Source organism: Planktothrix serta PCC 8927 (genome assembly GCF_900010725.2).
GTDB classification, from domain to species: Bacteria; Cyanobacteriota; Cyanobacteriia; order Cyanobacteriales; family Microcoleaceae; genus Planktothrix; species Planktothrix serta.
The window spans coordinates 64342-88435 of record NZ_LR734878.1 but is presented as its reverse complement, the minus strand read 5'-3'; the positions used below and the strand labels follow the sequence as shown (position 1 = coordinate 88435).

Annotated in this window: 23 protein-coding genes; 11 read left to right on the top strand and 12 right to left on the bottom strand. The window is 40.8% G+C overall.

Annotated elements, in window-relative coordinates; genetic code table 11:
• Positions 1-99: 99 nt before the first annotated feature.
• The gene (locus PL8927_RS19895) at positions 100-840 is read left to right on the top strand and encodes a TIGR04283 family arsenosugar biosynthesis glycosyltransferase (protein WP_083625031.1); all 741 of its coding nucleotides are present in this window, start codon (positions 100-102) and stop codon (positions 838-840) included.
• Positions 841-947: 107 nt separating this feature from the next.
• On the opposite strand, the gene queG is transcribed toward PL8927_RS19895, so the two are convergent.
• Positions 948-1865 carry a tRNA epoxyqueuosine(34) reductase QueG gene (gene queG, locus PL8927_RS19890; RefSeq protein WP_083625028.1) on the bottom strand — a complete coding sequence of 306 codons (918 nt, stop codon included), beginning with the start codon at positions 1863-1865 and terminating at the stop codon, positions 948-950.
• 164 nt (positions 1866-2029) lie between these two features.
• Here queG and PL8927_RS19885 point away from each other — a divergent pair, with 164 nt between their 5' ends.
• Complete coding sequence (locus PL8927_RS19885) at positions 2030-2464, top strand: Cif family virulence factor (protein ID WP_083625026.1); 435 nt, start codon at positions 2030-2032, stop codon at positions 2462-2464.
• A 328-nt stretch (positions 2465-2792) separates the two neighbouring features.
• On the opposite strand, the gene PL8927_RS19880 is transcribed toward PL8927_RS19885, so the two are convergent.
• Positions 2793-4127, bottom strand: coding sequence for a dihydroorotase (locus tag PL8927_RS19880; RefSeq protein ID WP_083625024.1), 1335 nt, complete (start codon positions 4125-4127; stop codon positions 2793-2795).
• A 130-nt stretch (positions 4128-4257) separates the two neighbouring features.
• Between PL8927_RS19880 and lepB the strand changes: the two genes are divergently transcribed.
• Positions 4258-4860: a signal peptidase I gene (gene lepB / locus PL8927_RS19875; protein WP_083625022.1), complete on the top strand. Its 603-nt coding sequence runs from the start codon at positions 4258-4260 to the stop codon at positions 4858-4860.
• A 389-nt stretch (positions 4861-5249) separates the two neighbouring features.
• Here lepB and PL8927_RS19870 read toward each other — a convergent pair whose 3' ends face one another.
• Positions 5250-5990, bottom strand: coding sequence for a DUF7873 family protein (locus PL8927_RS19870; protein ID WP_083625020.1), 741 nt, complete (start codon positions 5988-5990; stop codon positions 5250-5252).
• Between the two features lie 186 nt (positions 5991-6176).
• Positions 6177-6584: an AbrB family transcriptional regulator gene (locus PL8927_RS19865; protein ID WP_083625018.1), complete on the bottom strand. Its 408-nt coding sequence runs from the start codon at positions 6582-6584 to the stop codon at positions 6177-6179.
• A gap of 467 nt (positions 6585-7051) precedes the next feature.
• Between PL8927_RS19865 and PL8927_RS19860 the strand changes: the two genes are divergently transcribed.
• From PL8927_RS19860 to sppA, 5 genes are all read left to right on the top strand, one after another.
• Positions 7052-7495: an Rrf2 family transcriptional regulator gene (locus tag PL8927_RS19860; protein WP_083625016.1), complete on the top strand. Its 444-nt coding sequence runs from the start codon at positions 7052-7054 to the stop codon at positions 7493-7495.
• A 63-nt stretch (positions 7496-7558) separates the two neighbouring features.
• The gene (gene cbiB, locus PL8927_RS19855; protein WP_083625014.1) at positions 7559-8557 is read left to right on the top strand and encodes an adenosylcobinamide-phosphate synthase CbiB; all 999 of its coding nucleotides are present in this window, start codon (positions 7559-7561) and stop codon (positions 8555-8557) included.
• 47 nt (positions 8558-8604) lie between these two features.
• The gene (pyrR, locus tag PL8927_RS19850) at positions 8605-9144 is read left to right on the top strand and encodes a bifunctional pyr operon transcriptional regulator/uracil phosphoribosyltransferase PyrR (protein WP_083625012.1); all 540 of its coding nucleotides are present in this window, start codon (positions 8605-8607) and stop codon (positions 9142-9144) included.
• A 269-nt stretch (positions 9145-9413) separates the two neighbouring features.
• Positions 9414-10451: a type 2 isopentenyl-diphosphate Delta-isomerase gene (gene fni, locus PL8927_RS19845; protein ID WP_083625011.1), complete on the top strand. Its 1038-nt coding sequence runs from the start codon at positions 9414-9416 to the stop codon at positions 10449-10451.
• Positions 10452-10523: 72 nt separating this feature from the next.
• Positions 10524-12347 carry a signal peptide peptidase SppA gene (gene sppA / locus PL8927_RS19840; RefSeq protein ID WP_083625010.1) on the top strand — a complete coding sequence of 608 codons (1824 nt, stop codon included), beginning with the start codon at positions 10524-10526 and terminating at the stop codon, positions 12345-12347.
• Between the two features lie 51 nt (positions 12348-12398).
• Here sppA and PL8927_RS19835 read toward each other — a convergent pair whose 3' ends face one another.
• Positions 12399-13178 carry a TIGR00297 family protein gene (locus tag PL8927_RS19835; RefSeq protein WP_083625008.1) on the bottom strand — a complete coding sequence of 260 codons (780 nt, stop codon included), beginning with the start codon at positions 13176-13178 and terminating at the stop codon, positions 12399-12401.
• An 18-nt stretch (positions 13179-13196) separates the two neighbouring features.
• Here PL8927_RS19835 and PL8927_RS19830 point away from each other — a divergent pair, with 18 nt between their 5' ends.
• Positions 13197-13625 carry a VOC family protein gene (locus PL8927_RS19830; protein WP_083625421.1) on the top strand — a complete coding sequence of 143 codons (429 nt, stop codon included), beginning with the start codon at positions 13197-13199 and terminating at the stop codon, positions 13623-13625.
• Positions 13626-13636: 11 nt separating this feature from the next.
• Here PL8927_RS19830 and PL8927_RS19825 read toward each other — a convergent pair whose 3' ends face one another.
• Positions 13637-14287 carry a lipase family alpha/beta hydrolase gene (locus PL8927_RS19825; RefSeq protein WP_083625420.1) on the bottom strand — a complete coding sequence of 217 codons (651 nt, stop codon included), beginning with the start codon at positions 14285-14287 and terminating at the stop codon, positions 13637-13639.
• Between the two features lie 372 nt (positions 14288-14659).
• On the opposite strand from PL8927_RS19825, the gene PL8927_RS19820 reads away from it, so the two are divergent.
• Together PL8927_RS19820 and hetR are read left to right on the top strand one after the other, a co-directional pair.
• On the top strand, positions 14660-15040 hold the full coding sequence (locus PL8927_RS19820) for a hypothetical protein (RefSeq protein ID WP_083625006.1): 381 nt from the start codon (positions 14660-14662) through the stop codon (positions 15038-15040).
• Positions 15041-15650: 610 nt separating this feature from the next.
• Positions 15651-16553: a heterocyst differentiation master regulator HetR gene (gene hetR / locus PL8927_RS19815; protein ID WP_083625419.1), complete on the top strand. Its 903-nt coding sequence runs from the start codon at positions 15651-15653 to the stop codon at positions 16551-16553.
• Between the two features lie 106 nt (positions 16554-16659).
• On the opposite strand, the gene PL8927_RS19810 is transcribed toward hetR, so the two are convergent.
• From PL8927_RS19810 to PL8927_RS19785, 6 genes are all read right to left on the bottom strand, one after another.
• Positions 16660-18039 (bottom strand): O-antigen ligase family protein, encoded by a 1380-nt coding sequence (locus PL8927_RS19810; protein WP_197047491.1) that lies wholly within the window; start codon positions 18037-18039, stop codon positions 16660-16662.
• Entirely contained in the window at positions 18006-19796 is a 1791-nt protein-coding gene (locus tag PL8927_RS19805; RefSeq protein WP_197047490.1) for a hypothetical protein, read from the bottom strand. The genes PL8927_RS19810 and PL8927_RS19805 overlap by 34 nt, the downstream gene beginning before the upstream one ends.
• Positions 19789-20946, bottom strand: coding sequence for a hypothetical protein (locus PL8927_RS19800; protein WP_083625004.1), 1158 nt, complete (start codon positions 20944-20946; stop codon positions 19789-19791). The genes PL8927_RS19805 and PL8927_RS19800 overlap by 8 nt, the downstream gene beginning before the upstream one ends.
• Before the next feature lie 166 nt (positions 20947-21112).
• Positions 21113-21793: a hypothetical protein gene (locus PL8927_RS19795; RefSeq protein WP_083625002.1), complete on the bottom strand. Its 681-nt coding sequence runs from the start codon at positions 21791-21793 to the stop codon at positions 21113-21115.
• 473 nt (positions 21794-22266) lie between these two features.
• Positions 22267-23028: a peptidylprolyl isomerase gene (locus PL8927_RS19790; RefSeq protein ID WP_083624997.1), complete on the bottom strand. Its 762-nt coding sequence runs from the start codon at positions 23026-23028 to the stop codon at positions 22267-22269.
• Between the two features lie 110 nt (positions 23029-23138).
• Positions 23139-24020, bottom strand: coding sequence for a 4-hydroxybenzoate solanesyltransferase (locus PL8927_RS19785; protein WP_083624994.1), 882 nt, complete (start codon positions 24018-24020; stop codon positions 23139-23141).
• Between the last annotated feature and the right edge of the window lie 74 nt (positions 24021-24094).

Sequence of the window (24094 nt, the reverse complement as noted above, 5' to 3'; positions counted from 1 at the left end):
GCTGTAAACCCATTTTTGATCTCGTTATTATTATCTCAGAAAACGTGATAAATTATCAAGGATTTTATAAATAGACGTAATTGGCTCAGTGATCCCTTGATGAATTTTAATCCTGAATCGGCAAAAATTTCAATTATTATTCCCGTTTTAAATGAAGCAGAAAATATTGAATCGGTGATTTCTGGGATTCAAAATTCAGAAAATATAGAGATTATTATTGTGGATGGGGGAAGTCAGGATAATACTGTTCAAATAGCTCAAAATTTGGGGGTGAATGTGATAGTTACCCATCGAGGACGGGGGTTGCAAATGAATGCCGGAGCAAAGATAGCAACGGGTGAGATTTTATTGTTTTTGCATGGAGATACGCAATTACCCCTAGAATTTGAAATAGAAGTCCGAAAAACTCTTATAGATTATAACATAATTGCCGGAGCATTTCAATTAAAAATTAATGCGCCTGAATGGAGTTTAAGGTTAATTGAAAAAATGGTGTTTTGGCGTTCAAAATATTTACAAATGCCCTATGGAGATCAAGCTATTTTTATTAAGGCTTCAACGTTTTGGAATATTGGGGGATTTCCTGAACAACCCATTATGGAGGATTTTGAGTTGATTCGTCGTTTAAATCGTTTAGGGAAAATTGAGATTTTATCGAGTTTTGTAATTACATCAGGACGACGGTGGCAAAAATTAGGAGTCTTTCAAACGACATTAATTAATCAATTCATGATTATTGGATATTATTGGGGAATTTCCCCGATCATATTATCTCAATGGTATCGGAAAGAAGGAAACACAAAGGCACTAAGACACGAAGAAAGAAAGAAGGAGTATTAAGGGGACTTAGACATTAGATTAGATCCTAAAAATTTCCCTTTTTTAGGGGGACTTTTACATTTTCTAATGTACCCACTAAGTTATCAATTAAGGCAATAGAGAATTTTTTAAAACTCTAAATTCGCCTTAGCATTGCGACGCCACATTTGCGGTTTAATCCGTCGTAAGGCAGACCCACGAAAGCGTTGATTCCATTCTTCCTCAGAAAGTTCTGCTAATTCGCTTAATTTAGGGGCAAGATTTTGAGGATTGGGTTGAAATTCTGCAACGTCTGTTTCCTGAGCAAAACGTTGATTCCAAGGACAAACTTCTTGACAAATATCACAACCTGCGACCCAACTGTTTAACTTTTTACTAATATTTTCCGGTAAGGTTTCAGCCCGATTTTCTATTGTATGATAGGCAATACAAAGATTGGCATCGACGACAAAGGGTTGAGTAATTGCCTGGGTTGGACAAGCTTCTAAACACCGGGTACAAGTACCACAATGTTGAGTATGGGGAGGATCGGGTGTTAAAGTTAAATTTGTTAAAATTTCCCCTAAAAATACCCAAGAACCATAGTTTCTGGTAATCAGATTACTATTTTTAGCAATCCATCCAATACCCGCTTGTTGTGCCCAAACTTTATCTTGAATAGGCCCAGTATCGGCATAATATCGCGCTTGAATTCCTTCTCCTTGTTGTTGTAACCATTGCGAAAATTTTTTCAGCTTTTTGTGTAGAACTCGATGATAATCTCGTCCTCTTGCATAGCGGGAAATTTTAGCAAATTCTTTTCCTTGAGGATATTGTTCAGAAGTATAATAGTTCAACGCTACACAAATAACAGACTCAACTTCTGGCATCAATTGACGAATATCTTGGCGTTTGGGGTTATTCATCCACGCCATGTCCGCAGCATATCCTTGATTTAACCAAGTTTTTAACCGTTGATTATTGTCCTGCCTATCAGGAATAGTAGCAATCCCAACCTTATGAAATCCCAAAGATAGGGCTTTTTGCTTGATTTGTTCTGAATCCATATTGGTTGACGGTTGATGGTTAACGGCTGGCTGATTATTGATTACTACAGTTTGTATTTTAGCAAATAGATAGTCATGCTATAGATAGATTTTTGAGTTCTAGCAAATTTTAGGGTTTAAACAAATTTATAATTTAGAAAAAGTTTAGGGTTGAGGATAAAAAAATGACAACAACATCCTTAGATTGTCAATCTATATTGTCTATTGATGGAGTTAATGCGATCGCTATAATTCGTTATTTTGAAAGCTTTAATGATGAAGATTTTGTAACAACGGCTTCTTTATTTATTCCCCAGGGAAAACTTTACGCGCCCTTTGCCGAATTAATTACAGGTCAAGAGGCTATTCAAAATTATCTGGAAACGGAAGCCAAAGGAATGAAGCTAAAACCGAACACTGCTCAGATCAAAATATTAGAAAATGGTCAACAGGTTGTGCAAGTATTGGGGAATGTTCAAACGGTCTTGTTTAGTGTCAATGTGGGATGGCAATTTCTCTTAACTGAACTAACTGAACAGGGAGAAATTGAAGAAGTAACGATTAAACTCTTAGCTTCTGCTCAAGAATTATTAGGATTAAGTGGTTTTAGAGAGGGCTGATCAATTAACGTCTAGCAAGTGTGTAAGGGCGGCGGGAGTGCTTGATCTTTCCTGATTAACTGCAACCCCACTCAACCATTAGTGTCAACTTAACCCATGTTAGCCCGGAACTAAAGTTCGGGCTAAGAGCTAAAGTCATCTAAAGATGACTCAAAACTTCTCTTTCTTAACCCGTTTTAACGGGTTTGAGCTTTTAGCCCGAACTTTAGTTCCGGGCTTTTGGCGTTAAGTTGACACCAACCCCACTCAACCCGCCCCTACTCCTTAAATTAACACTGATTTAGACTGGCTTTTTAATCAATTAAACCCCAGACAGCAATATAATTATTTAACTCTCAAACCTTAACGCCTGACCCCGAACTTCTGTATTGACTTTCCGATTTTCATAAACAACTTTTCCCCCCACAATTGTATATTCTGGCCATCCGGTTAACTCCCAGCCTTCAAAGGGACTCCAACCACATTTTGTTAATACTTCCTCCCGCAATACCGGACGATAATTCTCTAAATTCACTAAGACTAAATCCGCATCATAATCTACTTCGATTTTCCCTTTATTGGGAATTTTATAAGCTTTTGCTACAGCCGTAGACATCCAATTTGAGACTTGTTGAACTGTGCATTTTCCTTGCATTGCTTGTGTTAACATTAAGGGTAAAGAAGTCTCAACTCCCGGCATTCCTGATGGGGTATTCGGATAGCCTTTCGCCTTTTCTTCTAAGGTATGGGGGGCGTGATCTGTTGCGATAAAATCAATCACACCCTCTAATAACGCTTGCCATAATATTTGATTGTCTTGGGGCGATCGCAAGGGGGGATTCATTTGTGCTAAGGTTCCAATTTTATCATAATCTGTTATATTTAATAATAAATGTTGAGGGGTGACTTCTGCTGTTACCCAGTCTGGTTTATCTTGACGTAATAATTGCGCTTCTTCCCCCGTTGAAAGATGCAGAATATGTAACCGTCGTTGATATTTTTTAGAGAGTTTTAAGGCGAGTTGAGTGGCTTGTAAGGCTGCTAAATTATCTTGAATGGTAGAATGAATTGCCGGGTTAGTAATTCCCGCAAATTCTTGACGACGTTGATTAATTCGAGCTTGATCTTCGGCGTGAACTGCAATTAAGCGATCGCCCTTGGCAAAAATAGTCTCTAATATTTCCTCTTGATCAATTAATAAATCTCCGTGCATCGACCCCATAAATATTTTAATCCCCGGAGTCGGATTTGCTTCTAATAAATCGGGTAAATTTTCGGCTGTGGCTCCAATAAAAAAGCCGTAATTAACCATACATTTTTCTGAAGCTCGTCTTAATTTATCATCTAAATTGGCTTGAGTTGTGGTTAAGGGTCGAGTATTAGGCATTTCTAAAAACGAAGTGACGCCACCTTTTGCACAAGCACAACTCGCCGTAAATAAGTCTTCTTTATATTCTAAACCCGGTTCTCTAAAATGCACCTGCGGATCAATCACACCGGGTAATAAAGTTAACCCTTTGGCATCAATAATTTCCCAATCATCTATCCCCAGAGCGTGATGATCAATTTCTGGAGCAATCTCAACGATTTTACCCTGAATAATGGCGACATCTCCCAGTAAAAAATCACCATTCGGTAACAAAATCCGAGCTTGATTAATTAATACACCATCAGAATTAGACATAATTTTCTTCATCCAATCTGCTATAAAACTATTTAACCTTGAATTTGTCTTCTAATTATAGGGAACTATCATCTCCCTATTTCGGACAAATTTGATATGATGAATCTAGTTTCTAGTCTTGTGACCATTTATGAGTAGCCTGCCTAATCAAGAGCCAGATCCAGTTAAACCTTCCCCTCAACAACAAGAGAACCCTTGGGTAGAGATCCTCAAAACTGTTAGTTTGAGTATCTTTTTGGCGTTAGGCATTCGCACCTTTGTTGCTGAAGCTCGCTACATTCCCTCTGGCTCAATGTTACCGACTTTAGAAATTAATGATCGATTGATTATTGATAAAGTTGGTTATCGGTTGGGAGAACCCCATCGGGGTGATGTGGTGGTGTTTAGTCCCACCGACGAACTGAAAAAACAATATAAGGATGCGTTTATTAAAAGAATCATCGGTTTACCCGGTGAGACGCTAGAGGTCAAAAATGGTTTGGTGTTCATCAATGGTGAACCTCTCCCAGAAAAGTATATTGCGGAAAAACCTGAATATAATTGGGGGCCAGGAACAGTTCCCGAAGGCCAGTATTTAGTTTTAGGTGATAACCGCAATAATAGTTACGATAGCCACTATTGGGGTTTTGTCCCCCGTGAAAATATTATCGGTCGAGCAACGGTTCGTTTTTGGCCCCCTGACCGGGTGGGGGGACTGGGTGATCCCAATTATCCGCCCGATGAACGCAAGTGAAGTATTAAAGCAATTGCACGAAAACTTTAAGCCCCACCAAAATATCCATTTGACGGGGCGATAGAGATTAAACTTACTGTCTTTACTTTTTGATTTCCGGTAGCGAACTAATCACACTTATATTAGGGCGTTTTACCCCTAAACTAATCCCGCATAATTCATAATTAAAAGCAGGATAACGGATTTGAACCGTTGTTCCCTAATCTTGTTAGTCGCGTTCGATGTAAAGAGTAAGGGTTGAGATTAAGTCTGGAGCGATAACTTGAACCTAAACTTAATCTTGATGCGAGAGGTGGCTTTACCAGTTAGCCTACCTGCCCTTATTGAATAGGGGCAGGGTGGGATTTGAACCACACAATCACCCCATTCGCTAAACTTGAACTTGCGCTCTAATTCATATTAGCAGGAAAAACATAATCGAACAATCTATCAGCAACTTGTTGGTTTTGTACTTCAATACTGTTGGCTTCTTCTCTGGCTACCACAATTGCAGCATAAAGTTTGTTGGCTCGTTCAAGATATCCTCGAATCGTATCTGCTGGCAATGCCCCTGAAAACTCAATCGCAGTCCAAAGCCCTTCAATAATATCTTTAGAGACTTCCTTGATTTGTGCGGGATGCTCCTTAGTTGCCTCATAAGCTACCACAAATTCTGTTATCTTCTTGGTTTTAACCGTTTCTTTCGGGGTAGAGGTGTAATAACCTCTATTTTGCGAATATTCCCACTCCTTATCTAAATCCAATGTGGGCAAGGACTGGATCAATGTCTTGATTTCTTCGATTTGTTTTTCAAGGAATAGCAAATGAGAGACGGGAACATTCTCAAGAATCGTTATCCCATCAATTATAACATTGGCTTTAGCATTGCAGTTGGTGTAATCTTGAGTGGCGCATAAATCAATTAACTCTCGGTTAGCTTGTTTAAACTTCTGAATTAAATCAATAGCTTTTAATTGAACAATTTTACTTTCAGAAGGGTAGACAAACCCTTCCTCTTCGCGGGGTTGATAGCTTCTGTTCAACCCTTTAAACAAATCCGTTTTCTGAATCAGATGGGAAACCTCTGTTTTGGCTTTATTGACCTTGTTTTTAACAGTTGGGATTAAGGCTAATAATTGGTGAAGCTTCATATTGAGGATGTATTCTTAGTACGCCAATATTATAGCAGTTGATAGATTAACTATAAATCTAGAATTAACATAGTAATAGCTGGCAGCGACTTAAAAAGAGCCATTGCCAGTCTAAAGAATTTGTACGTTAAAACCGCGTACAACTCTGTTTAAATTCAGTCTCAGGATTTAGCTGTAGACCATCTCTTATGATTCTTCTTCTTCGTCTCCAGCTTCCACTTGTTTGAGGTGAATATGCTTACGTCCGAGAGAAATTTCAAACTCATCACCAGGATTCAAATCCATTTGTTTTGTATAAGCGGCACCAATCAGCAAGTTACCATTTGACTGAACACTAATTCGATAACTAGCGGAGCGTCCACCCCGTCCATTTCCTTGTTGTTTGCCATCTAACTCAATTCCCTCTGCATCAATCAGAGCATTCAGGAATTTCATCATGTTGACGCGCTCAACATTGTTTTTAGTCAGGGTGTAGTAACCACATTCTCTAGCTTTCTCTTCTTTGCTCAGATGTTCAAGTCCTTTGACTTTATCGAGTAAAGCTTCTCCGGTCAGAGGCTGAGGTTGAGGATCAGAACTTTTCTTTTTAGCCATTAACTGTTCCTGTAAATTTTTTGCAAAAGGTCTTGACTTTTATCCTGGGTGGCTGATAAGTCGCCCAGATTGTTTAGCTAGATCGCTACTTGAAAAACTATAATACACTAATTAACGAAATTGTTCACCTATTTCTGAAATTTTTTAATAGATCTAATTCAAGTCAAGCAGTTGAGTGGAAGGGTGGGACATCCAACAACTCCCGATCACGTTCAGCTATCAGCTTGTCAAGAATAGTATCAATCCCCATTACATCAAGTCCAACCCCCCTTTAAATCAAAAACTCACTGTCCAGACTGATAAGAAGTTATCAACTCCAGACTAAACTCTTGAGAGGGGGATCGTACTGCCATTTTCCTGCAAGTTGTAACGAATTCCCTTTAGGTATGCTCAACTTGGTAGAATCTGTCAAGACCATCTTTACCCTTTAAAACTCCATTGCCAAGTTATCTATTTTATTACCCAGGATGAAGTTAACTACACGGGGACACTATAGCGTTAAAGCCTTGCTCGATCTATCCTTACAACGAGGGATCGGGCCGACTTCTGTAAACGCGATCGCACAGCGCCAAAATATTCCTGCACCCTATCTGGAAAAGCTGTTAATTGAGATGCGACGATCAGGGTTAGTTGAATCAGTTCGAGGTACTCAAGGAGGCTATCTATTGGCAAAATCTCCAGCCCAGATCTCCCTCGGACAGATCTTAGAAGCAGTGGGAGAAACTATTGAGCCTTTACCCCGCCATCAAGCCGATGTTGAACAAGCAGAAGATTGGGTAACTTTTACCCTGTGGAATCGCTTACACCAAAAGCTGAAAGAAGCACTGTATGGGATTTCTCTCGAAGATCTCTATTATGATGCTCGCAGTTGGCAAGCCGCACAGGGGGAAGAAACAAGCTTTGTGGTTTAGGGAATTTTTAGCCCTAGAAGTTTCCCTAAAGATCTCTTGTCCTGTTCTATTTATCCATTGTCCATGACGGATTTTAATTCCCTGATCATTCTATTGATTGCAGCTGGATTAGATTATCTCATTGGAGATCCCCAAAATTGGTTACATCCAGTGCAGGTAATGGGGTGGGTAATTACTCACTATACGCAAATTTTCTTTAAACACTTGAATCAACCGAGAATTCTGCGGGTTGCAGGGGTATTCCTCACCCTAATTGTAGTGTTAGGGAGTGCCTTAACAACGGCTTTAATTGGATATGGGGTACAAGCATTAGTCGTTCAATTTCCCTGGAATCCAATTTTGAGCATTACAGTAGAAAGTCTTCTCTTGGCCAGTTGTTTTGCAGGTCGAAGTTTGAGGGATGCCGCAGAGGATGTTTTATACTGGATTGATCAAGGAGATTTAGTCACGGCTCGTCAACGATTAAGTTGTTATGTGGGTCGAGATACCGAAACCCTATCCGAGTCAGAAATCCTTAGAGCCGTTTTAGAAACCGTCACAGAAAACGCCACCGATGGCGTCATGGCTCCTTTATTTTATGCCCTAATTGGTGCGGTACTGCCCGGAATCGGTAGCGTCCCTCTTGCTTTTGCCTACAAAGCCACCAGTACCCTCGATTCTATGGTGGGTTATCGAGAAGCACCTTACAAGGATATGGGATGGTTTAGTGCAAAATTAGACGATGTTTTAACGTGGCTTCCCTGTCGATTAACAGTAATCACGATTGCTATCTTATCAGGAAAACCTAAATATGTTTTAAACATTTGTCAACGAGATGCCGTTTTTGATCCGAGTCCAAATGCTGGATGGAGTGAATGCGCTTATGCTGCCGCATTAGGTGTACAACTCGGAGGAGAAAATTCCTATCGAGGCGTGATCAAACACAAACCTTTATTGGGAGATCCCCAACAACCGATTACATCTACCACCATTGAACACGCATTACAACTAACTCGATCCTGTTTCTTAATCGAGTTAGGATTATTTACAGTCGGATTTATCCTTTGGCACCTTGGGAACTAATCTCGAATCTCTTTAAAAAACTCAAGATTTTTAATTTTTAATCCAATATGACAAAAATTGTTGAAATTCTATCTGCGGCTGAACTCCGGCGAACCCTCACCCGGATGGCTTCCCAAATTATAGAAAAATATGGGGATTTAGAAAATTTAGTCTTACTGGGAATCTATACCAAAGGGGTTCCCTTAGCTGAACTTTTGGCTCACCAAATTGAAGTCTTAGAACAGGTACAGGTTTCTGTCGGTGCGTTAGATATTACGTTTTATCGAGATGATTTGGATCAAGTCGGAATGCGAACCCCAGAAAAAACCACCATTCCCTTTGACTTGACCGGGAAAACCGTTGTTTTAGTCGATGATGTCATTTATAAAGGGAGAACCATTCGCGCCGCCCTTAACGCCGTGATCGATTATGGCCGTCCTGAAACCATTGGGTTAGCTGTACTTGTAGATCGAGGTCATCGTCAACTTCCCATTCACCCCGATTTTATTGGGAAAACACTCCCCACCGCCAAAGAAGAACAGGTGAAAGTCTATTTAGAAGACCTGGATGGACGAGACGCCGTTGAGTTGTTATCTCCGATTTCTTAGGGTGTAGGGTGTGTAAGCGACAAGCGCACGCACCATTACCATCGTTCTTAGGGTGTAGGGTGTGTAAGCGACAAGCGCACACACCATTACCATCGTTCTTAGGGTGTAGGGTGTGTAAGCGACAAGCGCACACACCATTACCATCGTTCTTAGGGTGTAGGGTGTGTAAGCGACAAGCGCACACACCATTACCATCGTTCAACCATCAACAGCCAACCCAAATAAATGATACTGTTAAAAGTTGAGTCCTGTTGAAACGAAATATCTGTATGACTGGTTCTAATCAAATTGAAAGCCGGAAAGCGGATCACCTGCGGATTTGCTTAGAAGAAGATGTGCAGTTTCGACAAACAACAACGGGATTAGAACGTTATGATTTTACCCATTGCTGTTTACCCGATTTAAACCGGAGTGAAATTGACATCACCACATCATTTTTAGGCAAAATATTAGCAGCACCGTTATTAATTTCCTCCATGACCGGAGGAACACAACAGGCAAAATTAATTAATGATCGGTTAGCGGCTGTGGCTCAATATTATAATATTGCTATGGGGGTGGGTTCCCAACGGGTAGCGGTAGAAAATCCTGATGTTGCAGATACCTTTGCAGTGCGATCGCTCGCGCCTGATATTTTACTCTTTGCTAATTTAGGAGCCGTGCAGTTAAATTATCAATATGGTTTAGAAGAATGTCTAAAAACCATTGATTTATTAGCAGCCGATGCCTTAATTTTACATCTTAATCCCTTACAAGAATGTATTCAAACCGAAGGGGATACTAATTTTAGAGGATTACTCCATAAAATAGAACAATTATGTACTAAACTTCCCGTTCCTGTGATTGCCAAAGAAGTTGGAAATGGAATTAATGCCAAGATGGCAAAACAATTAATAGAAGCCGGAGTTGCCGCTATTGACGTTGCAGGTGCAGGCGGAACATCCTGGGCTAAAATTGAAGGAGAACGCGCTCAAGACCCCCTGCAACGTCGCCTCGGAGAAACCTTTGCCAATTGGGGAATCCCGACGGCTGATTGTATTAGCAATATTCGAGAAATTTCACCTGAGATTCCGTTAATTGCTTCCGGGGGATTACGCAATGGTTTAGAGGCGGCAAAAGCGATCGCTTTGGGTGCAAATTTAGCCGGGTTAGCATGGCCGTTTCTACAAGCTGCTGCGGAATCTGAAGCAGCCGTCTATACTTTAGTTGAGATCTTAAAAGCCGAACTGATTACCGTTCTCTTTTGTACCAATAATCGCAGCTTCGATCAATTGCAAACATCAGGAGCATTAACCCTGAAAAAATAAACCCATCTGTCAGCTACTCCATCAACGCTCACACACCCAACCTAAAATTAATCATAATTAATTAATCGTAATATGAAAGATTTTCTCAAGTTTACATTTGCCAGTTTATTAGGAAACTTAATCGGACTTGTTCTGATTACCACTATGGGAATTGGCGGATTGATTTTCCTAATTATTATGAGTGCGAGTCAAGATTCAGGGCCACAAGTTAAGGAGAAATCCGTATTAGTTTTTGATTTATCCTTAAGTGTGAGTGATACTGGCCCTAACCCCTCCAGTTCGGAAGCATTACAACAACTGTTATCCGAAAATAGTCCCAGTGAAATTCAATTAAGAACCTTAGTTCAAAGTATTGATCAAGCCAGCCAAGATGATAATATTGTCGCCCTTTATTTGCAAGGAACAAATAGTCCCACCTCCGCAGGATTAGCCAATTTAAAAGAAATTCGCCAAGCCTTACAACGGTTTAGAGATAGTGGAAAAACCATTATTGCTTATGATATGGAATGGACAGCACCAGAATATTATTTAGCTTCCGTTGCCAATCAAGTAATTGTTAACCCATTAGGTTCTTTAGATATTAAAGGGTTAAGTTCTGAAGTCATGTTTTTAACAGGTGCATTAGAAAAATATGGCATTGGGGTGCAAGTTACACGGGTCGGGAAATATAAAGCGGCTGTTGAACCTTTTTTACTAAAAAAAATCAGTCCAGAAAGTCGAGAACAAACCCAACAATTATTAGGGGAACTCTGGGGAGAATGGTTAAGAACAATTGCTCCCAGTCGGAAAGTTACCCCCCAACAGTTACAAGCATTTTCTAATACCGAAGGGATTCTATTAGCAAATACAGCTTTAAAAGCAAAACTGGTAGATAAGGTCGCCTATGTTGATGAAGTGGTTACTAACTTCAAAAAAATTACCGAAGAATCCCCAGATAAAGATCAGCAATTTCGTCAAATCAGTATCAATTCCTATTCAAAAATACCCGAAGTTGCTAAAAACAATAGTGGGGATAAAAATAGTGATAATAAAATCGCCATTGTTTATGCTGAGGGTGAAATTGTTGATGGAAAAGGAACCTCAACTCAAATTGGAAGCGAGCGGTTAGCCAAAGAATTAAGAAAACTTCGCTTAGATGAGAAGGTAAAAGCGGTGGTTTTCCGGGTTAATAGTCCAGGGGGAAGCGCCACTGCATCAGAGGTAATTGGACGAGAAATAGAACTGATACGCAAGCAAAAACCTGTGATTGTTTCGATGGGAAATTTTGCAGCTTCTGGGGGATATTGGATTTCAATGGGAGCGGATCAAATTTTTGCCGAAGCCAATACCATTACCGGATCAATTGGGGTGTTTGGATTGTTATTTAATATTCAAGATATCTCTAATCAAAATGGGATTACTTGGGATATTGTTAAAACGGGTAAATTTGCCGATATTAAAACAATTAGTCGCCCGAAAACCCCCGATGAATTAGCAAAAATACAAAATATTGTCAACTTAATTTATGATCGATTTATTTCCAACGTAGCAACCCATCGCAAATTACCCAAAAATAAAGTTCAAGAAATTGCCCAAGGGCGAGTTTGGTCAGGCTTACAAGCGAAAGAAATCGGGTTAGTTGATGAAATTGGAGGTTTAGATGCAGCCATCGCGGCGGCCGTTAAAAAAGCCAATTTAGGGGATAATTGGAAATTACAAGAAGCCCCAAAACCCCGAAGTTTAGAAGAACGAATTTTAGAGAATTTAGCCGGAGAAAATACCACAGTAACAGCAACTCCCCTTGATCCTTTAACTCGTGAATTTCTCAGACTTCAAGAGGAATTATCTATTATCAAAGGGATGAATGATCCCAAAGGAATTTATACTCGTTTACCCTTTAATTTAAGAATTGAATAAGCGGATACGGGCGGGGAAACCCCGCCCCTACAAATCCGTTTAAATCCGTGATCAAAGTTGCCAAAGATATGCGAAAATAATAGCAGCGATCGCACCCATTAAAGTATTAATAAAATTCACAATTTCATTCGTTAACCATCTAAACTTTGTTTGTAATGTTGCCCCAATCACACTTTCTAAATTAGTCGCAATAAACGCCGCAATCACACACCAAAGAATCCCCCAAACATCAATTAAACCTAGGCTCCAACCCAAAACAGAAACCAGAATAGAAGCGAAAACACCTGCTAATGTCCCTTCTAAACTTACCGCCCCTTCTGTACCTTTAGGAACAGGTTTTAAGGTCGTAATTAAAAACGTACTTTTCCCATAAGCTTTGCCAATTTCACTCCCACAGGTATCAGATAATTTGGTACTAAAACTAGCAACATACCCTAATAATAATAACGGAATCCAGGATAGGATTTCAACCGCATCAGGAAAAACCCTCTGGAGGAAAAATACCCCTAACCCACATAACATTCCTGTTAACGCCGAACCCCAGACATTTTCTGGCCCTCTAGCACCTCCTCGTTTTTCCGCAATTCCAGCCGCTTCCTTTTGGGCCTTTCCAATCCGAGTCACACCCGAACCCACTAAAAAATAAAATACAACAATCACATAACCTTGCCAACCTAAACACCCCCAAATTAACACCCCCAATAGCCAAGCATGAAGCCATCCGGCGGTTGTTAATAACTTTTTGGCTAAAAGTATCCCTATACTAATTAAAACTGTATTTAAAGCGATCGCAAATAGCCAAGGATTAAGCCACACTAATTCATGAATCATGATCTGGATCTCAAAACGATGAACAAAACTTTATTCCATCTTGCCTTTCCCGTGAACAATATTGAAGAAACCAAAGCCTTTTATGGAGAAGGGTTAGGCTGTGAACTGGGGCGAGAAACCGCCAATTCTATGATTATGAACCTTTATGGCCATCAAATTGTTGCCCATGTCAGCAAAGAACCCCTAACACCCCAAAACGGGATTTATCCCCGACATTTTGGGTTAGTCTTTACCTCCGAAGCCGACTGGGAAACCCTGTTAAACCGTGCCCAACAAAACCACCTCAAATTTTACCAACAACCTAAACGACGTTTTCCCAGCTTACCCACGGAACACCGCACATTTTTCTTAGAAGATCCCTTTCAGAATCTTTTAGAGTTCAAATACTATTGTTATCCCGAAGCGGTGTTCGGTTGTAACGAATACGCCCAAGTCGGAGACGCTTAAATTGTTGTTTGTTACCCGTTATGATTTGAAATCATAGCGGGTGATACCGGACTCGGAAGGGTTTTTACAGGGGTATTTAAAGCTTCTTCTACCCGAACTAAACATTTTAGATCATTCACCATCCAAGCATGAACCAGAACATTAACGGTGAATTCTTGACCGATGGGTAGATGAGAACTTTGAGCCGGGACAATCATGCCATCATAGGGTGTCCAAATTGAGGTAAAATTAATTCGGTCTAAAACTTCTATATCCTGATTTAAGTTTTGTAAAAACGGACTGTTGGAACGCATTTGAGATGCGGCTAATGTGGGGTAAAGGTATCCCGTTACAGTGCCATGATGAGGGGAGGAAATCGTGATTAAACGTTGGACTCGTTCAATTCCCCCTAGCCGTTGCAGATAATAGCGAGTGATAATTCCCCCCATACTAAACCCGATTAAATCAATGGGTTGTTGGGAGGGGAATGTTTGAGCCACATAATCTGCAACTTGTTTGGCTAATACTTCTAATCCTAATCGACCATCATTAGGAATTAAATTCAAACTATGAACGTTCCATCCCCGTTGAGTTAGATAGGCCGTCATGGTCTTAAAAATAGCTTTGGTATCAAAAATACCGTGAATCAATAAAACCGGATTGCGAAGGGTGCTGTTATTCATCAGAATCAATGCTGGATTAATCTGGTTCCAACTTAGACTATCACAGCCCATGGTTGATTGACTTTGTATGACACTCAAGAAATTGGGTGTTATTTGTCGGGTTTCGGGTGTCAACACCTCAACATTCAGTAAAGACGTGCCATGGCACGTCTCTACACAATCAACCGTCAACAGTCAACCGTCATTCTGAGAAATCTGTAAACAAATGAAAAGATTTGAGGAGATTGTGCTAAAAAATTCCCAATATTGGGGGTTATGTTGAGAAAAATATTACGAAATGTAAAATTTTATAGACAAATCTTTCATTGTTCCTTAATCTATCGTTAGGGCTAAAGCTTTAAATTTGTTAAAAATACGGACGGAGTAAGCATAATGTTAAATAAACTTTTTGGTTCTAAAAAAGCTGAATATGTTGTAGAGTTTGGCGATTCTAAAGATGCTCAAGCACCTCAAGCCGAGTCTAAACCCGCACCTCAAGCGGAAACGGAATCAGTAAAACCAGCCAAAGCTAAAGCTGCCAAAGCTAAAGCCTCTCCAGTAGCGCAACCCCAGACCACGGCCGTTGCTCCCCCTGCTCCTAAACCCGCACCCGCGAAGGAACCTGCATCCATCAACCCCGGACAGGTAAAAACACCCGCCGGAATGACCTTTGCGACAGACTATTTAATGCCCCAACCCACAACCACCCGTCGTGGCCCAGGGCCAAGTATGGCAATGTTTACAGATATGGCCAGTCAGATGAATCGTTCTTAATGATTCGCTCAGAACAATTTATAGAGTCATTAGACCCTCCTAAGTGGCTGAATAAGCCTAGGGGGGTCTTGTGATTTTGTGAATAAAATCAAATAAAATCAAGTCCGATGATTAGCCCGTCAATTGTATAGTGGCGTTTTGTACCCTATACCCATCTCACCCCTGACCCAATCTGATATCGACAGTTAAAATGGGTAGTATTGCATCTATCTTCTGGATTAAAGACCTTCAAAAAAAGTAGAAATTTTATTAAGAATTAAACGAATTACAAAGCTTTGCTTTTTTTTCTCTCTTGTAGAAATCAAGTAGTCTTGTATAATAGAGTCGTGTGACACATCCATGAATATTGGAACCCTGAGTGCCAAGGGTGCAAAATAATCTACTTAATTTTTTCTGGGCTAATCGACTAATGATGCAGTCACATCCGGTGTTCGATTAACAGACCCTACTCAAGAGCCAAATCCTCACTCATCTCAGGGATAGGAACTGGTGGACATTGAGTAGAAAACTGACTTAACCTAAAAAACTTAGGATTTCCAAGTCAGAGAATTTCTCACAATTAATGGAGGATGATACCATGCCTCCAAGGTAGGCGATTTCAGGGATGATTATGACAAAAGATACCGATCTGATCAAAAGTCTTAGCCCCAGCGCCATGGATCAGATCATGTTATATCTGGCTTTTAGCGCCATGCGAACCAGTGGACATCGACATGGGGCTTTCCTGGACGCTGCCGCAACTGCGGCAAAATGCGCTATCTACATGACTTATATGGAGCAGGGAAAAAACCTGCGAATGACAGGACACCTGCACCACATTGAACCCAAGCGAGTTAAGGTGATTGTTGAGGAAGTTCAACAAGCATTAACAGAAGGTAAACTATTAAAAATGTTGGGGTCTCAAGAACCTCGATATTTGATTCAGTTTCCCTATGTTTGGTTAGAACATTATCCTTGGCAACCGGGGCGATCTCGAATTGCCGGAAGTAGTTTGACCCTAGAAGAAAAGCGGTTAATTGAAAGTAAACTCCCGAAATATTTACCCGATGCTCAATTAGTTAATTCCTTTCAATTTATGGAATTAATTGAGTTTTTACATAGGCGTTCCCAGGAAGATTTAGAACCCAATCGGAGAATGCCTTTAAGTGAAGCCCTAGCGGAACATATTAAGCGCCGTTTAACTTATTCTCAAACGGTAATTAAGATAGAATCTCCTTGGGGGATGCCTTTTTATGCCCTCAACCGTTCCTCCTATTCTCCAGAAGATCAGGAAGAACGAACTTATATTATGGTTGAAGATACGGCTAGATATTTCAAATTCATGAAGAACTGGGCTGAACGTCAGTCTAGGGTAATGAGGGTTTTAGAAGAATTAGATATTCCTCCCGATCGCATTGATCAAGCCATTGAAGAATTAGATGAAATTATTCGGCAATGGGCTGATCGATATCATGAAAAGGGAGGAGAACCGATGCTCGTGCAAATGGTGTTTGGGCCCAAGGAAGAGGATTAAAAAGCAGGGTAAGCAGGGGATAGGGCTGTTTCATGCGTCGGGTCAGAAAGAGTAAAGAAAAAGCGGTCGCTACTTGATAAAATCATTCATCGACCGCATTTTTTTTTTAATATCCCAACAATCTTTTTTCAATTGGGGGTTCTATGGGTGTAAATTCTTCAAGCGATGGGTTGAAAGACTTCGAGCAGTTTTGAAAGTAGGAAGCTCCCCACAGACTGAGCACCCACCAGAATACATGGGTAAATTGGGCACATTCAAACCAGGTTAGAGTAAAAATTAAATAACAGATTGCCATGGCTTCCATTCCACGGTAAGGTGACTGCATAACTTGCCATAAGCTAAAACCAAACAGTCCCAAATAGCACGCCATCCCCAAAATACCAACCGATAAACAGCTATCTAAAATTAAATTGTGAGCTTTATGGGATGCGATCGCTTTTCTGTCAATTACGCCTTTTTTATTCACATAATCAAAACTAAAATCACCCAGATGAACAATTCTCGGTTTCCACTTAGGATTGAAAATATAGGGATAAGCAATTCCAAAACCATTCATTCCCCATCCCAATAGAGGACGCTGAACAATTCCCGCTCCTGATAGCTGCCCTAAATAAATACGGCCTGATGTAACTTGTTTGATTAAAGGTAGATTCTCGATTTTACGGGTACTTGTATTCATACCAATGACTAGCAAACCAACTAGGACAGCCGGAATTAAGAATTGATAAGATTTGCGTCCGAGTTGGTAAATCACTGTTCCGATTAAAGCTAATAAAGCGGATCGGTTTTGAGTACACAATAAAGCTAAAATAATGGGGATGAGAGAAATTGCTAATCTGCGATGACTGAGCCATCTTTTCTGCCAACAGGTGACTGCTAATACCGCCACTGCTGCTAACACAAATGCAGCGTGTCCCCGATGGGAATACAAACCAATCGGTTGATGGGTTTGGAAAATTGTACTAGCTAAAATATTGTTTTGTAAAAGTTGACCTGATGTGGCTGTATAGTCAATTTTCCAGTTAATAACTTGAGGAAAAATACTGAGAGCTATAATAACTCCACCAATGATTAAACCGTTAATTTGGAAACGCAGAATTGAGGATTTATGTCTTAACACCAGGGTATTGCTGAGGGTAAATACAGCAATCAGCAACCAATACAGCCATCCATCACCCATCTCATTCTGACCGAATAGGGAACGAAGCGGAAAAGGACTAAACAGAGTTGAAAGTAACCCAATACCTAGAAAGATTTCCCAGAGCAATTTGCTAATTTTCCAGTTTTTGGGAATCGTTAAATCAAGTCTTTCTGTCCAGAGAATTGAAAGATTTAATAGCGTTATCAGTAGAACCGCGAAAACTTTGGGATAAGTCCAGATTTCGCCTCGATTATCACCCCAAGGATTAATCAGAATCAGACTCAGAGCCAACAACAAAGTATAGAGATGTTTCATGGCTCTTTGTCCTGCTGAATTTTTCGCCATTGAAAGATCCCCCATCCCCCCAACATGAATAAACCCACAATTGCTTTAGGTTCGGGTATCTCCTTTGGTGATGGTGTTTCTTCAATGGCACGCATTTGGAAGCTGCCGACTTGCTGATTGAATGCCAACTGAATGGGAAAAGCAGTTTCTTTTGTATTACCAATTAAGGGATCGATATCGGTAATTCTAAAATTAGAAACTCCTGCACCGAATAGAGAGACAAAATTGAGGCGATCTCCAGGACTGAATTCTCCCAGAATAGTGTCTGCGACCGAGACAGTGAAGCGGTTGTCCTGACCCACTGGGAAGTCGAGAATTTCGGTAAATAAGGTATTTTCTAAGGCTTGAAATTCAAAACCGTAGGTGGTGTGGGGGTCATACCACCGACAACCGGGTACGTTGTTGAAGATTTGCCAACCCCCAGAACTACTGCTGGTGGGTAGGATGGGATTTTGTTGGGTTCCACCTGGCCGGGGTCTTGGAAAGACGACTCCCCCACCTCCACTGCTTCCGACGATGATCTCTGGTGGGGCAGAGTTAGAGTCGTAGACTGTGGTATAAAGTTCGTAGTCGCCGCTGTCTTCTCCGCGACCCCCTGGATTGGCTGCACGGACACTTAGATTAATAGTACCGTCATCGGCTACGATACCTGCGAGTGCAGAAGCGAAGCCGTCTCCGACTAAACTGCTGTCGTCGTCATCCCAAGAGCTATTGTTGTTGTATGTAGTTAAGTAGGTGTTGGGATTGCATTGATTTGAGGGCAGGTCATTTTTAGTCCAGGCATAAAAGTAGTTTCCTGGAGTTAAGCCGTTGATTTGATGTTGGTTTTCGTTGAAGCCGGCGGTGAGAGTGCCGGAAAATGTTTGGGTGGGTTGAGGAGGAAGGCAGACTCCGTTAAATTTAATAGTATTATTTGGACAGATAGGGGAGATTTTATTTATCCAGCCCCATTTGATGCCATTATAAATTGTGACTTCCCTTACCGGATTTCCTACAGGTGTGGTCTCCTCAACTAGGTAAAGTTCTGCCTCGAAATAATTCTCTGATAAAGCTGCTATTTCACCGGGGCTATAAGGTCTGTCCATAAAAAAGTCTTCGCCTGCTTCACCGGGAAACGCCGCAGTATCGTAGTATGGATCGTCCCTTTTCGCCAAATTGTCAATGAACGGAAGACCAGGTAAAATAGGGCCACCTGGGAAACCTACACCGTAGTTAGCTCGTACCATTTGAATCCAATGGAGTTGTCTACCTTGTTGTCCAGGTTGAGGGTCATCAGGTGCTGGACGATACTTTAAATAAAAAGTAGCGCCAACTCCATTATCCCTGGGATCAGGTTCCCCTGGGTTTTCAATACCACAAAGTACGCTATAACCGCAGGCGAGATAATTTACGATATCAAAGCTACCTTTTAATTCCTGCTCTGCTGGCTGAAAATTCCACCCAAAAAATCCTCTTTCAGAGGCAGTTGCCCAGAGACCAAGCGTGATCTTAAATGTCCCAGTTCCTCCTGGAGATATAGGCTGCATCCATAATCTAGTATCTACTTCTGTACTACCTTCATAGAAGTTGCCCAAATTATCTTGTATAAGGTAGGGTGAAACTGGTCTCCAATTAGAAGTAGCGCCTGGTTGTGCAGGTACAAGAGTAAATGCAACAGTTGAACGTTCAGTTAGCGTAACTGTGAAGGTTGACACAAATCCAACAAAGAGAAGTTGCCTTAATGAGATTTTCATAGCTTTTTGATGTTTATTAAACAATGCAAAATTTTACAAAGGGCATCGCTATCCAGCCACTCCAGACATTTTCCACTCCCTTTTCATTGAGGTAGTTTGCTCTGTGTTCAGAAGTATGATAGATGGCTTGTATTTGATATCTACCCTGCTTTAGCCCCCGAAAATAATAAAACCCACCAGCTTTATTAGGAATTACAAGTTGTAGTTGAGAACAATGCCAGGAAAGCGTTGCATCTAAAACTAAGATTTCGCTTTCTCCAGGCTGAACGATGTAAAACTCTAATCCCTTGTCTATCCAACGTCTCCATTGCGCCTCAGTGAATTGTATTTCTTTACCGTCGGAGTCTATTAGATTGAAGCCAAGAGAACCTATTTGCTCAAAGCGAAGAACGGCTGATGTATTATTAGTAACGCGAATACCTAGTTTTACAGGAGTCTGTGCACTAGGTAATCTAGGGGGAATCGTCAATACAGTCTCCGGCATCTCAACTTTGAATTGGAGACCATCAATTTCAATTGCACTGCTATCAGTCGCTACGGGTTGAACTAGGCGAAGATTAATCCAAGGTGTTGCCACGACTTCTGACCCAATTGGCTGTGCAGTTTTTACTTCGTTTCTTTTTGATTCCACGATGGATGTTGTCTCGTGGTTAGTGTTCAAAATGAATCGAAACTGATAGCTTGCTGACTCGATTAAATTGAAACACCAGATGTTATTAGAGTTCAGCAAGAAATGAGGAACAGTAGGAATTTTAAGTTGGAGCAAGTTGTCGTGCCAAGAGAGTTTAGCAGTTAGAGAAGTAGTTGTCGGTAATTCAGGCTTGACTTCCCATTGAGTAAATTTTCTGGTTTCATGGGGGTGTTGTATTGATGAACAATTTTCGTTTGTTTGAGTGTTGCTAACAGGCTGCACAGTAGCTATTTGTTTTTGTAGGGGCTGACCATCTGCTGTTAAAAGCTCTGGAATAAATGTCTGGTATGGGTTGAGGCGAATTGGATTTAAAGTATTATTAATAATACGTACAGTAAATTCCATGTTAGTAGTAGCCCCAAGCTCATTTTTGGGAAGGGGATAAACCCTAGTAGAAAACAGCATTGAGTTAGGATTTACTATTTCTAGAGATATTCCATTTGCTTCAACGCTATTGCTGTTAGTAGACTCAAAAGATGTCATGTTGACCGCCCTCCTCTATTGATTCAATTGAATTTGTGCATATTCCTACTAAACATAATTTTTTTAATCGCACCCTTGCTGCTCGGTTATGGTGAGTAGCAAAGTGGTTGCCAAGAAAGCTAAGGGATATTGTCGTAATTGCATTTTTTGTTCCTTTTTACACAAATCAGCGTTGGACTAAGCGAAACTCTACCAAGGGCGTAGCTACTGGAACTCTCCAGAGATCGGTTAATTTTCTAAATGTCTTTATTTCTGGGTCATACGCCCATAGCACTGGCGTAGAAGAGTTGGAGTAACCGAGAGCGATTCGATATGTACCCGGCTTGAGGTCGTCAAAAAACCAAATACCACCAAATCCATCAGCCCATTCGAGTCGAAGCAGATTATCTTGCCAGAAAAGTCTTGCGTCGAGAAAGAATGTCACACTCTCTTGAGGCTGAAGTAACGGACAATCGGATACACCAGGCGAGGCACTCCAATTCCTACCTCCTCCAAGCTGTAATCGTTGACCATTCGGCTCTAGAAGTAGTGGGAAAAGGGTATCATACCGAGTAAAGCGAACGGGTTTTTGGGATTGATTCGTAATGCGAAGACCAAGTTGCACGGGAATTTGGGCATCAGGTCTGTTAGGGGGGATAGTTAGCACCCGTTGGGGTATTAAGCTTTCAAACCGGATACCATCGACTTCAACTGCATTGCTGTCAGTCGATTCAACAGATATCAAGTTAGCGAATTTCTTCATGCCTAAATCTTCCGTCGCACTTAACTCGGTTGGCATCAGAAAATGCGTTATTTGCCCTACTAAAACTAAAGCCAAAGCCAAACAGAAAATCAAAAAGTTACGCATGAGAATCCCTCTGAAATAGCGACTCATCGGGTCAGTCCTAGATTTAACACAACATGAGAGTGCAACATAGAAGCTTTTCTATTTAGGCGTACAATCGCTTATACCCTAAAGCTGGTTTTGCGATTCAGAAGATGACATCAGCACTCATTGCCCTGAAATCAGGAGCAATCCAATCGCCGACCTAGTGAATGATTCCGTAATCTTTTTATTAGACAAAATATTAACTTTGAATACGCCACTTAATCAATTAGAAGAAATACTGAATTTTGCTCAATTAATCTGTCAAATTTTTACCCGTAAATTCAGTAATATTACTGAATTTCTTGAGAAAGAAACCGAAAAGAGAAGGATTAGCTTCATCCGTACTGACTCCGAACGTTGCACTCAACTAAACTATCCAGCAAAAATAGAGGAGCTAGAATTAATTCTAACTCCTCTATTTTTATTGTTCCCTGTTCCCTACTATTAGAGAATTAATCTTGAATATTCAGAGAGATTTTAGCGGATTGGAGTTGTTGATTTAACCACCGTTCAAATAATTCATTTTGCAACCGTTGTTTGAGTTGAGGATTGTCTAAGGACGCTTCTAAAAATTGTTCGACGCGGAAGATACACCAGCCGCCTTCGACTTCCAGGGGGCCAACAATTTGTCCGGCTGTTGTTTGCTGTAAAACAACCTTGAGAGCATCCGGTAAAGTTGACCAAGCAACGGCTCCCATCATGCCATTAAAGGAGCGTTCATTAGTAATCGAATACTCTTTTGCTAATTCTTCAAACCGGGTGTCTTGTTCTTTCAAACGCAATGATAATGTTTCTGCTAGTTCATAATCATTTAAAGAAATCCGGGACAAAACCACCGCATCTAAAGCGGGCTTACGTTGTTGAAAATACTCTTCAAGTTGCGGTTGGACAACGGAGAGTTTAAGTTTTTCTCGTTTGAACCCAGAAACAATTTGTTGTTGAAAGGCTTCATAACTCATGCGATTACTTTCTAACCACTGTTGAAAAGCCTGGGGGTCACTGAGATTACGTTCTAATCTAAAGTTCACCACCGCTTGTTCAATACTAGCAGGAGGAATATCCAAATCAGACCGTGATTGCAATTCCCGATCCAGAATATATTCTCGTAGAATATCTGTTATCAAGGGCTGTAATTTTCCAGCCGTTTGCAAATATTTCAGAGCTTGACTCAACAGAATGGGTTCTTCGTTAACAGTTAAAAACGGATTAGCCACTGAGATTTATATCCTCAACACGATTTTATTCAAACTTAATTGTATGATCCTGTAAACATTATGGGTTTGGGGAGTGAAACTTGAATGTTAAAACTTACCCCTCAATGTCTCTACAGAAGAAAGCCACTAATCATTCCTCCTAATAAAACAAAACCAATCCCCACGTTGTTACGGAAGATTTTACCATAAATCGGTTTAGGAAGATCAGGGTTTCGCAGTTGAGAATATTGTTCAGACCAAAGCAGAATAGAAATGCTCAGGGTGAGCCAATATTCCCAATGTAAATTAAAATACCCTCCTAAAATTCCTAATAAAATAGCTGTACCTAAAAAGAAGATACCAACGGCATTGGCAGATTGTTCCCCGAAAAAGATCGCACTTGAATTTACGCCTAAACGTTGATCATCATCTCGATCACTCATAGCATAAACGGTATCAAATCCTAACGTCCATAATACCGTTGCTCCCCATAAAAACCAGGTGGCAGTCTGTAAACTTCCCACCGCCGCCGTCCAACTAATTAATACAGCAAATCCCCAAGCTATTGATAAGATTAATTGCGGAACAGGAAACACCCGTTTGGCTAAGGGATAACCAATAATTATAGGAACGGCTGCCACAGATAACCCAAAGCTCAAGGGGTTTAAATATACAGCCAGTCCCGCCGCACAAGCAAAGGCAACCCCAGCGATGACAATAGCCGTTTTTACCGTTAACGCACGGGAGGCGAGGGGACGGGTGCGAGTGCGTTCGACTTCCGGGTCAATATCTCTGTCCCATAAATCATTAATCACGCATCCAGCGGCACTGGTGGCCAGAGTTCCCACCACAATCACTAAAATTAAGCTCAGAGGAGGTGTGCCATGGGTGGCTAAGAAAATTGCCCACAAGGCGGGAATCATCAAAATTAGACGTCCGGCGGGTTTATCCCATCGCAACAGCCGAATAATCGTTTGCCAAGTCGGTTCCGGTGGATTAGATTGGGTCAGCATTGCGCGTTGATATCGAGAGAATTGGATTGAATCTTCACAATATTTTTTAACACATATCCGCAATCGGTCTAAAA